This is a genomic window from Citrobacter sp. 506, assembly GCF_050434985.1.
GTDB lineage: Bacteria > Pseudomonadota > Gammaproteobacteria > Enterobacterales > Enterobacteriaceae > Citrobacter > Citrobacter braakii.
Window position 1 is genome coordinate 231,368 of sequence record NZ_JBNDJN010000001.1, and the last position, 12,919, is coordinate 244,286.

Annotated in this window: 14 protein-coding genes; 5 read left to right on the plus strand and 9 right to left on the minus strand. The window is 49.4% G+C overall.

Annotation, left to right across the window (positions count from 1 at the left end; translation table 11 throughout):
- Positions 1–6: 6 nt before the first annotated feature.
- The 9 genes from dhaL to ABIE10_RS01300 all read right to left on the minus strand — a co-directional run bounded on the left by dhaL (position 7) and on the right by ABIE10_RS01300 (position 10,718).
- Positions 7–639 (minus strand): dihydroxyacetone kinase subunit DhaL, encoded by a 633-nt coding sequence (dhaL, locus tag ABIE10_RS01260; RefSeq protein ID WP_016153354.1) that lies wholly within the window; start codon positions 637–639, stop codon positions 7–9.
- 11 nt (positions 640–650) lie between these two features.
- Positions 651–1,721, minus strand: a complete 1,071-nt coding sequence (gene dhaK, locus ABIE10_RS01265; protein WP_429154433.1) for a dihydroxyacetone kinase subunit DhaK — start codon at positions 1,719–1,721, stop codon at positions 651–653.
- A gap of 325 nt (positions 1,722–2,046) precedes the next feature.
- Positions 2,047–3,321: a Glu/Leu/Phe/Val family dehydrogenase gene (locus tag ABIE10_RS01270; protein WP_429154435.1), complete on the minus strand. Its 1,275-nt coding sequence runs from the start codon at positions 3,319–3,321 to the stop codon at positions 2,047–2,049.
- A 321-nt stretch (positions 3,322–3,642) separates the two neighbouring features.
- A complete protein-coding gene (locus tag ABIE10_RS01275) occupies positions 3,643–4,611 on the minus strand; it encodes a Csu type fimbrial protein (RefSeq protein WP_049269127.1) in 969 nt (322 codons plus the stop codon).
- Between the two features lie 13 nt (positions 4,612–4,624).
- Positions 4,625–6,910, minus strand: a complete 2,286-nt coding sequence (locus tag ABIE10_RS01280) for a fimbria/pilus outer membrane usher protein (protein WP_429154438.1) — start codon at positions 6,908–6,910, stop codon at positions 4,625–4,627.
- Between the two features lie 55 nt (positions 6,911–6,965).
- Positions 6,966–7,688, minus strand: coding sequence for a fimbrial biogenesis chaperone (locus tag ABIE10_RS01285; RefSeq protein WP_016153349.1), 723 nt, complete (start codon positions 7,686–7,688; stop codon positions 6,966–6,968).
- A gap of 14 nt (positions 7,689–7,702) precedes the next feature.
- Positions 7,703–8,233 carry a Csu type fimbrial protein gene (locus tag ABIE10_RS01290; protein WP_016153348.1) on the minus strand — a complete coding sequence of 177 codons (531 nt, stop codon included), beginning with the start codon at positions 8,231–8,233 and terminating at the stop codon, positions 7,703–7,705.
- Between the two features lie 320 nt (positions 8,234–8,553).
- Positions 8,554–9,285 carry a MerR family transcriptional regulator gene (locus tag ABIE10_RS01295; RefSeq protein WP_032931597.1) on the minus strand — a complete coding sequence of 244 codons (732 nt, stop codon included), beginning with the start codon at positions 9,283–9,285 and terminating at the stop codon, positions 8,554–8,556.
- A gap of 221 nt (positions 9,286–9,506) precedes the next feature.
- Positions 9,507–10,718, minus strand: a complete 1,212-nt coding sequence (locus ABIE10_RS01300) for a diguanylate phosphodiesterase (RefSeq protein WP_049282651.1) — start codon at positions 10,716–10,718, stop codon at positions 9,507–9,509.
- A gap of 319 nt (positions 10,719–11,037) precedes the next feature.
- On the opposite strand from ABIE10_RS01300, the gene ycgZ reads away from it, so the two are divergent.
- The 5 genes from ycgZ to ABIE10_RS01325 all read left to right on the plus strand — a co-directional run bounded on the left by ycgZ (position 11,038) and on the right by ABIE10_RS01325 (position 12,815).
- Positions 11,038–11,274, plus strand: a complete 237-nt coding sequence (gene ycgZ, locus ABIE10_RS01305) for a regulatory protein YcgZ (RefSeq protein WP_016153345.1) — start codon at positions 11,038–11,040, stop codon at positions 11,272–11,274.
- Between the two features lie 42 nt (positions 11,275–11,316).
- Entirely contained in the window at positions 11,317–11,589 is a 273-nt protein-coding gene (locus tag ABIE10_RS01310; RefSeq protein WP_047502190.1) for a hypothetical protein, read from the plus strand.
- A 34-nt stretch (positions 11,590–11,623) separates the two neighbouring features.
- Positions 11,624–11,890: a biofilm development regulator YmgB/AriR family protein gene (locus ABIE10_RS01315; RefSeq protein WP_016153343.1), complete on the plus strand. Its 267-nt coding sequence runs from the start codon at positions 11,624–11,626 to the stop codon at positions 11,888–11,890.
- A gap of 128 nt (positions 11,891–12,018) precedes the next feature.
- Positions 12,019–12,264 carry a hypothetical protein gene (locus ABIE10_RS01320; RefSeq protein WP_016156767.1) on the plus strand — a complete coding sequence of 82 codons (246 nt, stop codon included), beginning with the start codon at positions 12,019–12,021 and terminating at the stop codon, positions 12,262–12,264.
- A complete protein-coding gene (locus ABIE10_RS01325; protein ID WP_049282650.1) occupies positions 12,264–12,815 on the plus strand; it encodes a LuxR C-terminal-related transcriptional regulator in 552 nt (183 codons plus the stop codon). Before ABIE10_RS01320 ends, ABIE10_RS01325 begins: the two co-directional genes overlap by 1 nt.
- Positions 12,816–12,919: the final 104 nt, after the last annotated feature.

Below are 12,919 nucleotides of genomic sequence, written 5' to 3' on the forward strand. Positions count from 1 at the left end.
TTATCCTTACTCTCTAGACGCCTGAGCCAGCATTTGCATCATAAACATTACGGACGTTGCGCCGGGATCCTGATGCCCAATGCTGCGTTCACCGAGATAGCTGGCGCGGCCTTTGCGGGCCTGCATGGTGATGGTGCTTTGCGCTGCTGCTTCCGCTTGTTGGCTTGCCGCTTCCAGCGCCGCCTGTACGCTCAGCTTTTGCTCGCAGGATTGGCGTAAAGATTCCACTACCGGCAGCCAGACATCGCACATGGTTTTGTCGCCAGGTTCAGCTTTACCGCGGCTAATCACACCTTCCGCGCCATCACGAATCATTTGATACAACTCCTCAAGCGTCAGGCTTTGATGAGCCTGGGTCACCTGGGCGGCACGGATAAAAAAGGTACCAAACAGTGGACCGCTGGCCCCCCCGACGCTTGAGAGCAGCACCATGCCGGTGTTTTTCAAAATAAAACCAATGTCTTTATCGGCGATGGACGGCAGCTTTTCGACGACTTTGCTAAAGCCGCGGTGCATGTTCAGACCGTGGTCGGCATCACCAATTTCCCGATCAAGACCGGTGAGAAAATCACTTTCGGTGGTGAAGATCTCACCGCAGCGATAGAGCCAGTTAACAATTTGTGTTCTGTTGAGGGACATCATGTATCTCCTTATTTACCCCAGTTGAGAGCAGGGGTGTGAACCGGTGCATCCCATAAGTTCAGCGTGTCGTCATCCACCTGTAACAGGGTGATTGAGAAGCCGGTCATATCCAGAGAGGTACAGTAAGAACCGATCAGGTTGCGCTCAATGACGATGCCGGCGTCCTGGCAACGGCTTTCGAGGCGGTTATACACGCCGTAGAGTTCTGACAGCGGCGTCGCACCGAGATTATTGACCAGCGCAATGACGCGATCGCCGCTTTGCAACGCGCGCTTGCTTTCTTTGCCTTCCTGCCACGCGCCCTGAACGTTGTCCCAGTGGCGGAGCGTACGGCTGTAGTTGCCGTTTTCCAGCAGGGTATCGAACATTTCATCAACGGTCTGATCGAGGGAAGTGAAGGTGCGGCGGTCAATGCCCGGTTCCCCGTGGATACCCACGCCAAACTCCATTTCGTTATCCTGCAACGTGAACGACGGTTGTCCGGCGGCCGGAACGGTACAGGCGCCAATGGCTATCCCAATGGAGTGGCCCTGGTTATTCAGTTTACGACCCAGCGCTGCACAAACTTCCAGTGAGTCACCGCGTTCAGCGGCAGCGCCGACCAGTTTTTCGATCAATACGGTATTCGCCACACCACGACGACCGGCGGTATACAGACTGTCCTTCACCGCCACGTCGTCATCCACTACCATGGTGGTGACTTTGACGCCGCTTTCATGCAACAGCTCGGTGGCGGTTTCGAAATTAAGAATATCGCCGGTGTAATTTTTGATGATCAGCAGTACGCCTTCGCCGCCATCAATTTGCATGGCGCATTCGAACATTTTATCCGGCGTGGGTGAGGTAAAAATTTCACCCGGGCAGGCACCAGAGAGCATGCCCTGACCAATGTAACCGCAGTGCATAGGCTCGTGTCCGCTGCCACCGCCTGAAAGCAGCGCCACTTTGCCCATTACCGGCGCATCTGCGCGGGTGACATATACCGGATCCTGATGCAGTGCCAGGGAAGGATACGCTTTCGCCAGTCCGGCGAGTTGTTCAGTCAGTACGTCTTCAACACGGTTAATCAATTTTTTCATTATTTATGCTCCGCAGACAGTCCTGGATGGCTGCCAGATTCGGGCAGGCATCTGATGTAGGGTATCGGGTTATACAACGCCACGGCGACTGCTCGCTGCCGATAAGGTAATTTTGCACACGGGTTGGCAAAAGAAAATTGCTGCAATGGGCGTTTCAATACGAAACGTAGCAACATAATAATGTTCCGTATTGGAACGTCATGGTGCATAAAACAGCGAAAATGAGAGGTTGGGCCGTATTTGGCCGGGAAGCTGATTAACGGGTGTTTATGGAAAACAAACCACCTGCAGAGCAGGTGGTTTGTAGGCAAGGTCGATTTCGGCGTTAGCCCGGATAAATTCCGCGATCTTTACGTGCCAGCAGAATGCGTTCGCAGGCAACAATGTAGGCTGCCGTACGCAGTGAGCAGGATTTCTCTGCCGCTTTTTCCCACACGTGTACCATCGCATCGGTCATGATTTTGTCCATGCGATTGTTAATCTCTTCTTCGCTCCAGAAGAAGCTAGCCATGTCCTGAACCCATTCGAAGTAGCTGACGGTTACGCCGCCGGCGTTACAAACAACGTCTGGGACAACCACGATACCGCGGCTTGCCAGAACGTCGTCGGCATCCGGATAGGTTGGGCCGTTAGCGCCTTCGAGTACCAGTTTACAGGTCAGCGTTTCCGCGCGGTGACGGGTGATCTGGCCTTCGAGCGCGGCCGGGATCAGAATATCCATCTCCAGGCTCCAGAAGGCTTCGCTGGCAATGGTTTCAGCGCCCGGGAAACCGGCAATCTGTTTGTGCTCCAGCTGCCAGGCAGACAACGCGGCCATGTCGATACCCGTTGAGTTAAACAGCGTTGCGGTGTGATCCTGAATCGCGACCACGCGTGCTCCTGCTGCCGCGAACAGGCGGGCGGCTTCGCTGCCGACGTTACCAAAACCTTGCACCGCTACGCGAGCGCCTTCAACGTCGATGTTGGTACGACGCGCCACTTCCAGACCGCTGACGAAAACACCACGACCGGTGGCTTTATCACGACCTAACGAGCCGCCGAGGTGAATAGGTTTACCGGTGACCACGCTGGTCACGGTGGTGCCGTGGTTCATGGAGTAGGTATCCATCATCCAGGCCATTACCTTTCCGTTAGTCCCCACATCCGGCGCAGGAATGTCTTTCTGCGGCCCGATGATAATGCCGATTTCGCTGGTATAACGGCGGGTTAAACGCTCCAGTTCACCTTCGGAAAGCGAGAACGGATCGACGCGCACGCCACCTTTCGCACCGCCGTACGGCAGGTTCAACGCTGCGCATTTGATGGTCATCCATGCGGACAGGGCCATCACTTCATTAAGATCAACATCAGGATGATAACGCACACCGCCTTTGCCCGGCCCGCGGGAGAGGTTATGTTGCACGCGATACCCTTCAAAATGACGGATAGTACCGTCATCCATCTGCACCGGGATATCGACAATCAGCGCGCGTTTTGGGTGGCGCAGGGTATCCACCCAATGGGAAAGTTCGCCCAGGTAAGGGGCCACACGCTCGATTTGTTGCAGGTAGGTATTCCAGGCAGATGTGCTGCTATCTGAAGCGTAAGATAACTTATCCATGATAAACCTTAGTTATAAAAGTAATATGTTCTTAATTTGGCCGTGGTATACAGTGAATCACACCATATGAACCTAAATTTAACATTTATTTCATAGAATGGCCTGTCCGGCTAACACGGTTTATCGGCATGAAGCGTGTGGGTTTTAGCTGAGAAGTGAATAGTTATTCTTTGATTGTGCAGATATTTGGGTTATTTTGCTGACTGGGTAATTTAATATGCATGATTTATAAAAATCGCAATTTGTCAGATTTATGACGCACCTCTAAAAGTAAATAATATGATAATAAAATGTATTTGCTTTATTGCGATTAAGCTGGGGTCAGTAGGTCACGGCGATGGTAACGGTATCAGCATAGTTGTCAGGCGTGTAGTTCGCGCTGGGAACGGTGGCGTAAACCGGGTAGGTGGTGGTGGTTCCCGTACCGTTGCCCGCGACGGTATTGAGCGATGAATTGCCCCAAACCGTACCGGACGGCCCCGGCGTCGAGCTAAGCTGGTAGGGGACCTTGTCCGTATTTGACCCCGTGCCGGCCATCACGCCGCTGCCTGCCGTATTGCCGTTAGAGGGCTGAAGTCCGATGGTGTAAGGCGTGTTATTGGAACATGCTACGCCCACGGTATTTGAAGCCGTTAGGTTACGCCCGGTCGCCCCGGCGGGCGCAAAGCTAATATTGGTTGCAGAGGTGATATTGCACTGTTTGCTGACCGTCGCCGATACGGTGAAGGGAAGCCTGGCGGCAACGGTATCGCCACAGGTGGTCGGCGGGAAAAGCAATCCAGGATTGAGGGTGACAAGGGCTGTCGCCGCCGTATAGCTATCCTGATAGCTTCCGGGGACCGCTGAGGTTTGTGGCGTGACAATCTGTGCTGATACCGTGAGTGAGCCCGTCACTGGCGTCAGATTCAGCAGGTTAAGCTGTACCATTGGAAAAGTTGTTCCCGACTGATACTGACTCCCCCAGACTTTGGTGTGCCCGGCATCCTGGTAAAGCTGGTATGCCAGCGTTCTGGCAGGTGTTCCGTTTAATGACATATTTCGAGGTGTCACCTGGCCACTGACGGCTGAGGCGCCAATATTAAAACAGAGGTTGATCCCTGCCAGCACGTCGCCAAGCTCTTTGGTGCAGGTGTAGTTGAACGTCATTGATGACGTTGCGCCTGTCGCAGACAGCGGATTGACTGAGCCCAAATTTATGGGTTGCACATTGCTCACCGAACAGGTTACGGCATGGCTAATCGCCGGACAAAAGAGTACGGCTGCGATGAGTAACAGATGCCTTAACCTCATGAGCGCACTCCTGTTAGTGTGGCCGGCAAACCAGTGGACCTATTTGCACAATCCCCTTTGCGGAAGTGGGATAGTCAAATTGCACGCGACAACTGCCGGTGTCTGTCTCAACGCGCAGCGCGTTGTGCTGTTCCAGCATTTCGAACCAGGTCATCCCATCAAAACCAACGACAGACGATTGTCCTGCTCCGCTGATGGCGTATGCCATGCTGCCTTCGGGAATGGGTTTACCCTGATTGTCGACGAGGATGACCTGCGCAGCGCGTACCGGGGTAATGCCAAAGCTAACCAATGTACCGGAACGATCGGCAGGCGTTGCATTCGCCTCAACGCGCGCGATCCGCATATTGGCGGGGAGATCCATTGGGTCAATACTGATCAGGTTTTTTTGATAACTGTTCAGCGGCGTGACCAGCAATAGCCCCTGGTCGTCGCTGCGACCAATCAGGTTATTTTGTAATTTAATCGGGACGTCAGGAACGCCGTCAGTTGATACGACGGCAAAGCCATTGTTGATTTCACGTGCTGCAAACAGGCCGCCTCCCATGGTAACAAGCGATCCGGTGGCGCCTGCGTAGCCGTAGTGGTTATCCGGTAAACGGCTGAATCCCGCGTACGCTTTACCATAACGCCCCAGATATCCCACTTCTCCCTGACCGCTTTGCCGGGAAGCCTGCTGACTGGCGGCCAGATTCCAGCCCCAGCCGCCGTCGGCAGGAGGCGTCAGGCTGGCGTTGAGCTGGTAGCCGGTTTCATCATTGGTGCGTTGTAGGGTGCTGCTGGCACTGAGATTGTTATCAGTGGTCATTGTCACCATCAGATAGAGACTGCGATCGCGGTTATCGTCGATGTTTTGGTTGAATCCGGCATTCAGTGAAATGTTGTCGGTAATCGATTTGAACCAGCTGGCGTTGGCGTAGCGCACCGCATTTTCGTGCGGATAACGAAACTGCAGGTAACTCAGGCTGACATTACCGGCAGCTTCCAGCGAATAGCCAATGACCGTATTGCTGTTAAGCGTCGGTGGCGGCTCGCCATAATGGGTGGCGACATCGCGATAATCGCCGGAAGTGGCTGTCGTACTGGTACTGAAATTAAACCGTTCGCCGGACCAACGATAACCAAAACTGTACAGAAAACCGTTCTTTCCTGCGTCGGTACTTGCGGCAACTGAGGTCGAAAACGTGCCGCTGCGGGTGCCTGGGATCCAGTCGTTACTGAAGCCTGCGTTAATCAGTCCATCGCTGGTTTCAGCGTGAGTCCCGGCAGTGAACGTATTGCTAAACCCACGACGCCATGTACCGCTCAGTACCGGTGCGCTGGCATAATCAAAAGAGGAGTAACCATAGTTTTCGCGTACCGTACCCAGTTCTGCAGACCAGGCAGTTAATCCTTCCCGCAGGAGTTGCTGATCGTTGTAGAACGAGAAATTTTGTACGCTCGTTCTGCCCAGCGCATCCGTCATCATCACCTGACCCGTTCCCGCGCCGCTGATGTTCGGCATTGTGTTGATCTGAAAGCTACCCGCGGGGACTTCTCCGTTGTAGTACCTGACGCCGTCGACGTACAGCTCAACGTTTGACGGCAACGTCGCGGAGCCAAGATATGCAGGGAGCGGGGTGGTTGGCATATAGGGCCGCAAACCAAAATCGGTTCCTATCTGAATGCCGCCGATACGCGTCGGTCGGGACCAGATAAGTGAACTGGTCAGGGTATCGCCAACGGTTACCGCCAGCATCGTTTCGGGAAATGACGTACGCCAGCTGGTATCGAGTCGCTCAACGCTGTTATCCGCATTTTCCTCGGTGGAATACTGCGTCAACTGGGTGGTGCTGAGCACGCCTGCAGCATTGAAAGCGCGGAGTTCGCTGAAGGTATTTATTGCGCTTTCATCCCCCTGTTGGGTATAGATATCGTAATTGAGCAGCGCTCCGCGTGATGTTGTCGCCGTCGGCGCGGTCTCCACGGGGGAGTTAAGCTGCATGGTCGCAAGATCGAGTGAACTGAGTGGCGCAGTAAGCGAAAGCGTTTGCAACTGAACGTTATAGTCAATGGTTAGCTCGGGGATATCGTTCAGGCAGACGGCGTGAGTGGCGTCAGGCGCAAAGTGAAAGCCCATTTTTCGCAGGGTATCTGCCCCTGCATAGAGCTTTCCATTATCGTAACCCAAATGCACCAGCCCAACGGGATTCCCATTTAAGGTGACGTCGAGATACAAATTGACCCCCACGAGCTGCGCTGCGCCATTAATAACACCATCTTCGCTCTGGTTATTATTCAGCGTTTGTGCGCAAACCATTCCCGATATTAATACTCCATTGAGAAAGCAATATTTCACCAGAAGCCAGGATCTGTTACAGATCTTGTACTGTTTTTTGGCCATTGATTGTGACTTCAACTTTCCCGCCATCATGAGTATTACTGGCCGACGGAGAGACTATCCAGCGCATCGTTGAGCCGGGTAAAACGTAGCCTAACAGTCCGGGCGTAATAACTTTTTTAGCACCGTCAGGGCTTATAAATGTTGCAGCAGATAATTGTGCATGCCCATTTCCCTGGTTACTCACTTCAATAAATTTTTTGCCATCAAGCTGTTGTAATTTCCATTGCAATTTAGCCTGCGTTTGCGCCGCTGATGTTGGTTGAATGAAAACGGGGACGGAATAATGCAGCACAAACTGAAGCTTATTTTTTTCTACTTTTGCAGGCGGTAACTCATCTATCGATAACCGATAAGCGTCTTCAGCATGTGCCGAAGGTGGGCCGGTCCGAATAACGCGAATCAACTGACGTTCTCCAGGGGCTAATGCCAGCATCGGCGGGCTAATGACCAGCCCCTGAGAGGGGGAAAGTTTGTCGCCGTAAGCGCTCTGGCTCCAGCGAAAAACCCGAACCTGGGCATTGAGCACATTTTCACCCGCATTACTAAGCCAGATGCCATCGGCATTTTGCGTCGCGAGCAAAGTTAACGTGACCGGGGCGATTTGCAGCCCGCTGGCGGCGGCAGGGTTGAGGCTCGCAACCATCCCTAACAGGCATGCGCAGGCACACTGCTGAACAGGCAGTTTTACTCTCATGTGGCTTCCTGAAGTTAGTAGTTAACGTTAACCGTTACCGTGTCGGCATAGTCGTCAGGAGTGAAGTTGGCGCTCGGTGCGGTGGCATAAACAGTAAACGTTTGCACCAGCCCGGTCCCCGTCGCCGCTACGCCGTTTCCAGGCGCGGTGTCGGTGGCGGTGTTCCCCCACACCGGACCTGTTGCTGATGTTCGATTTAGCTGGTAGGGCACTTTATCGGTATTAGTGGCAGCGTTAGCCACGGAGGACATGGCGCCTGAGCCCGTCGTCGTCCCCCCATTGGCGGCCGACGGCGCCAGGCCGATAAAATAGGGCGTGGTTTTTGAGCAATTAATCGAAATCGTGTTGCTTGCATTGGTATTTGTTGCCGTGGTATTCACCGGTCCAAGCGTGATATTTGAAGCCGAACCGGCAGTCACGGTACAGGCCTTTTGAATCGTCATCAGTACCTGAAATGTTCCGTTAACGGTTGCTGCATTTGCCACGGGAATAATGGAAAAGGCGCAGCAACAAAGAATTAAGCGTTTGTCTAAGACTAGAGCCATATCCTTTACCTTTTTCAAATAACCACATTTATTACTTTAGAAAAATAATAATGTGGTACAAGAAGACATGGTTTAACCCTAGAATAAGTATTAGGCGTGCGCCAGTTGATCTAATGAATTTTACTTAGGAAAAAGGTGATGTCGTTTGCAAAAAAATAATACCCACGGGTGAGTATATTGTTTTGTTTTTATGCTACTGCGGGTATTAAGTCAGGCGGGTAGGGAACACAGATTCATTGGATGGCATTCAAAATAACCACCCAAAAAATGAGAATTAGTAAGATTTATCTTACTCAGCTCATTACTGCGATACATGTTGGTTACGGGCTGTGAAAAATGACTTTATAACCTTGTTCGTTCCAGTGTTGTAGAAGTTCATTTTGTCTGCGGGTTGGCGTAATACCAGTCCAGACAAAAAGCGTTTGCCCGGGGAAGAGTTCAGGTCTTGGCGATTCAATGGGTTCAGCAAGCACGGCAATATGCCAGCCCGATTGCGATAAACGCCAGGCTTCGAGCCATAAACGGGTTCGGTCTTCAACATCCCAAGCCATCAGGATGGCATCTTTCCCTGATTTGCGGCGCGTTTCAGACAGCAGGGTTGCTACATATTCAATCAATGCGCCATCAAGCATACTGTTCATGATGCGGGATGTATTATGGTCAAGTATCAACCGCTGACGCACGGGAAGATAAACGCGATCAATCAACGCATCTACGGGGTAGGCGCGACCGAGTGCGATAATTTTGGCTCGCAGCTTCGGGGGATACGCCATACGAAGAATGCCCATCATCTCTTCTTGCAATTGATTCCAGTCGTCGTCAGTTTCACGGGTACTGGTTTCCAGCAATGCTTTCACTTTGCCAACGGGTGTGCCACTGCTAATCCAACGTTTTATTTCTTCAATACGTTGAATATCCTCTTCATCAAAGAGTCGGTGGCCACCTTCGCTGCGTTGAGGTTTGAGTAAACCGTAACGTCGTTGCCATGCCCGAAGGGTGACAGGATTTATCCCGCAACGTTCTGCGACATCCCCAATGCTGTAATAAGCCATAATTCCCCCAGACACTCCTGATTCTCCGTCACCGATATGCGGTTCCTGCTACTTTGTACAACATGCATCAAATTGTACAAAACATACATAGGATTCTAGCAAAATTAAGATTTACTTTACTATCACGTAGAGAGTAAATGCTGAATTTTTATGTTCAGCATAAAAGAGGTGGCGGGATTATTTTGTAATAACAATACGTTAATTATTATAACGCTGAGAAATCATTTTTTCTCTGGCCACGCGACAGACGGAGTACCATTCAGGCAGGCTCTTGCAAACAGGTTGCCCTGGAAGATCTCAATACCCGCGGATTCAAGCCACATCCACTCTTCAGGTTTTTCGACGCCGACCGCAGAAATCATAATCTCCAGTGAAGCGCAGCATTTGATTATGGCCTGAATGATGGCCTGCCGTGGTCCACTTTTATGCACATCAGTGATGAGTTCGCGGCTTATCTTAATTCGGTCCGGTTGAAAGCGAGACAAAAGCTGAAGCCCGGCAAAACCTGCCCCGAAATGATCTATCGCCACACATATACCCGCTGCCTTGAGTGACTTCACGGCCTGCGCGAACGTATCAAAACGCGAAATAACTTCACTTTCGGTAAACTCTACAATGATTTGTTCAGGCACCAGTCCATGCGCCGCGATTTCGTTTATAAGAAAGCTGACTGCATCGGGTCTGTTTACCAGGGTCATGGGTAACAGATTAACCGACAGCATTTTGTGATTAAGTCCCAGTGCGCTTGCCATTGCAAATGCAGTCTTTTTGCTCTGCAGATCAGCGGTATACACATCTTCAGGTTTGAATTTGTCAAAATACGTAGCGGGCGTTTCACCGTCTTTACCGCGAATAAGGGCTTCCAGCGCAATGACGCGCTGCGACATAGGATCGATAATTGGTTGAAAAGCAAAGCTGAAATCTGTATCTGACGGAAGTGTGCTTTCATCCAGGATGGTACAGGTATTGTCGGTTATAAAACTCCAGTAATCAGGCGCAGGTATTTCAAAATAGCTCGATTTTTCCGTGGCGAGGACAAATGTGCGGAAAAACTGTAATGCTCTGTCATCATACGTGAGCTGAAATTTGGACGTACCCTTATTGAGTACAGCTTGCAGGACGTCATTCCGTTCATGTTTTTGTAAATCAAATAACTCCATCCCTACTTTTCCGAATCTTCTCGCAGGCGCGTAATCACACATCAGTTCAACGATATTGTGGTGCCGGGGGTCGTTACAAATACAACGATAGATCTCTTTTACCTGCTCCTCTGGGCCTTCAAGCAGTTGGAAAAAGTGATGGCCGTTAAAGAGTAAGATCCCCGTAACATCTGATCGCCTGTTTTTGATATTTGCGGCTGTCACCATATCCTCAAGCGCTTTGAGAGGGGCGTCTTCACGTAGATGGCTACGGTAAATAATGGTCGTGAGCATGGACAGTCCGGGATCAAGGAAGGAGAAGAGGTCTGGTCAGTATCAGACAAACCAGGTTACGCCCTGATTTTAATACATAATTCTAACTTTGTCTTTACAAGTAATCGGGCTAATACAGATCAATTATCATTGATAATACAAAGTGATTTGTACAAAGAAATTGGATTTCATGTAGATCTGAACCTTCATAACTACATGATTTAATTAATTTAGCATTTTTTGCTAAAAATTAGCGTGCTATGTTGTACACATTTTCGGTACAGCTTTGCTACTGTTATAAAACTTAATATTCACCAGCATTTTGTTACAGGAGCACTCCATGCAGCAGCATACCGTTCGCACTGATTCTGCAAGCGCGATTTCTCGTTACTTTGCTAAAGCGCATCTGCCAACCCAACAGGAAACGTTGGGCGAAATCGTGACTGAGATACTAAAAGATGGGCGCAATCTCAGTCGCAAATCACTGTGTACCAAACTTCTGCACCGTCTTGAAAATGCATCAGGTGAGAATGAACAGAAACATTACAATGCGTTAATCGGCCTGCTTTTCGAATAAAATAAAGCCCTACTATGATAATGGGTAAGTAGTGAAGGAGTTATGAAGAAACCTGACAGTGAACGCTTGAAACATGAAATTACAGGTTTGGCTGTGCTAGAAATTTTGCGAATGCATACAGACGTTTCGTTAGCTGCACTGATTAAGCAATTGCGGCTTATGCATGCCAGTGAAATGGATGGTACACGTAAACAATTAATTGACAGCGTTATCAATGATTTCACAAATGTTAATCCGGGGAAGATAAGCAGAAAACCGGAAAAAACGAGAGATGAGAGTGCTTTCAGTGCCAGCAAAAACCCTAAATTACATTAAAGATAATTCTCCAGACTATACAAGCGAGGTTACCATGCTTCATGAAATTAATGTCCACAGTGTAATGACGGATAAAGCTTTATCAAGTTACTTCCATAATGCAGGTGAACTATTAGCAGATGAGTCAGTGGTATTGGGGCAGGCGGTAACAAATGTAATTCTGGCAGGTGATAATGTTAATAATAAAAACATCATTTTAAGCCTGATTAGTTCGCTGGAGTCAACAACTGACGTTGTCAAGGCAGACATTATCAGAAAAACCCTGGAAATAGTGTTACGTTATACGGCTGATGACGTCTAATGAGGTAGCACATTAATATAAATACACAGCACAATTATTGTATGATGTAAGTTCTGTCGCTTCGCTTTTTGGATTAAGACTATACATAGCATCCCCTTATTTTTATGACTGCATATTATGGAGTTGATATGGCTAATTCAATTCCGGAAGATTTTATTTTCCGCTGCGCTTTGTATAAGGATATAGAGCGTAATGTCATGTTAAAACAGGGTTGTATCAGTAATGATGTTCTTATTCAGGCATTCAGCACGCAGTTGAAGAATGAGAAGAATGTGATACTGACCGATCTCTATTCACAGATTCTGGCACATCTTCAACTCGATAAAACTTCGCAGCCCGGTGAGGTCAATGGTGATTTTTCGTTGAGGTCATAATGATGAACATCGTGCAGGAACATGCTGGAAACGCAGTTTTATGGATTGATGATATCTATATCAGGCAAGGGTTAAAGAATATCCTTGCAGATATCGTTTTTGAAGATGACAAGGCGCGACTTGTTTTCTTCACCGCTAATCACTTTGACGCGGTAAAAAAGCAAAATTACGATCTGAGTACGTATCGTCTGGTGCTGCTGATTGATGGTCATCTGTATCAGTATCTCAATGATATCTCACTTTACAGACTTCCAGTAGATAGCGATGTTGCCTCAATCAAGCAATTTATTATTGATATTACTCGTGCTGGTGGTAAGCACGAGCATCAATCGGAACTCAATATCTCCTTGACTGCGCGAGATAAATATATTTTAACGCAGCTAGGGGAGGGGCGAACTGTTTTTGAGATATCTGCCATGTTAAATCTACACTTAAAAACCATTTACCAGGCCAGGCAGAATCTGATCAAGAAACTTGGTTGCTCAGGGCTGATTGATTTTCAGGGAATACTGCAAGCGCAAATATTCCGGAACTGGCTGAAGCATGCCTGATCATCGATACGCTAAACTTACCTTCAGCGATTTGTGTACGTTTAAATCAATCGCTCGGGTTATCTCATCGATGATGTCTTCTGTTCTGAAAATAAATTAACGCG

Excerpts from the sequence above, each read along its gene's own strand:
- dhaL (WP_016153354.1), bottom strand. The coding sequence starts at position 639 with ATGTCCCTCAACAGAACACAAATTGTTAACTGGCTCTATCGCTGCGGT.
- dhaK (WP_429154433.1), bottom strand. The coding sequence starts at position 1,721 with ATGAAAAAATTGATTAACCGTGTTGAAGACGTACTGACTGAACAACTC.
- ABIE10_RS01270 (WP_429154435.1), bottom strand. The coding sequence starts at position 3,321 with ATGGATAAGTTATCTTACGCTTCAGATAGCAGCACATCTGCCTGGAAT.
- ABIE10_RS01275 (WP_049269127.1), bottom strand. The coding sequence starts at position 4,611 with ATGAGGTTAAGGCATCTGTTACTCATCGCAGCCGTACTCTTTTGTCCG.
- ABIE10_RS01280 (WP_429154438.1), bottom strand. The coding sequence starts at position 6,910 with ATGGTTTGCGCACAAACGCTGAATAATAACCAGAGCGAAGATGGTGTT.
- ABIE10_RS01285 (WP_016153349.1), bottom strand. The coding sequence starts at position 7,688 with ATGAGAGTAAAACTGCCTGTTCAGCAGTGTGCCTGCGCATGCCTGTTA.
- ABIE10_RS01290 (WP_016153348.1), bottom strand. The coding sequence starts at position 8,233 with ATGGCTCTAGTCTTAGACAAACGCTTAATTCTTTGTTGCTGCGCCTTT.
- ABIE10_RS01295 (WP_032931597.1), bottom strand. The coding sequence starts at position 9,285 with ATGGCTTATTACAGCATTGGGGATGTCGCAGAACGTTGCGGGATAAAT.
- ABIE10_RS01300 (WP_049282651.1), bottom strand. The coding sequence starts at position 10,718 with ATGCTCACGACCATTATTTACCGTAGCCATCTACGTGAAGACGCCCCT.
- ycgZ (WP_016153345.1), top strand. The coding sequence starts at position 11,038 with ATGCAGCAGCATACCGTTCGCACTGATTCTGCAAGCGCGATTTCTCGT.
- ABIE10_RS01310 (WP_047502190.1), top strand. The coding sequence starts at position 11,317 with ATGAAGAAACCTGACAGTGAACGCTTGAAACATGAAATTACAGGTTTG.
- ABIE10_RS01315 (WP_016153343.1), top strand. The coding sequence starts at position 11,624 with ATGCTTCATGAAATTAATGTCCACAGTGTAATGACGGATAAAGCTTTA.
- ABIE10_RS01320 (WP_016156767.1), top strand. The coding sequence starts at position 12,019 with ATGGCTAATTCAATTCCGGAAGATTTTATTTTCCGCTGCGCTTTGTAT.
- ABIE10_RS01325 (WP_049282650.1), top strand. The coding sequence starts at position 12,264 with ATGATGAACATCGTGCAGGAACATGCTGGAAACGCAGTTTTATGGATT.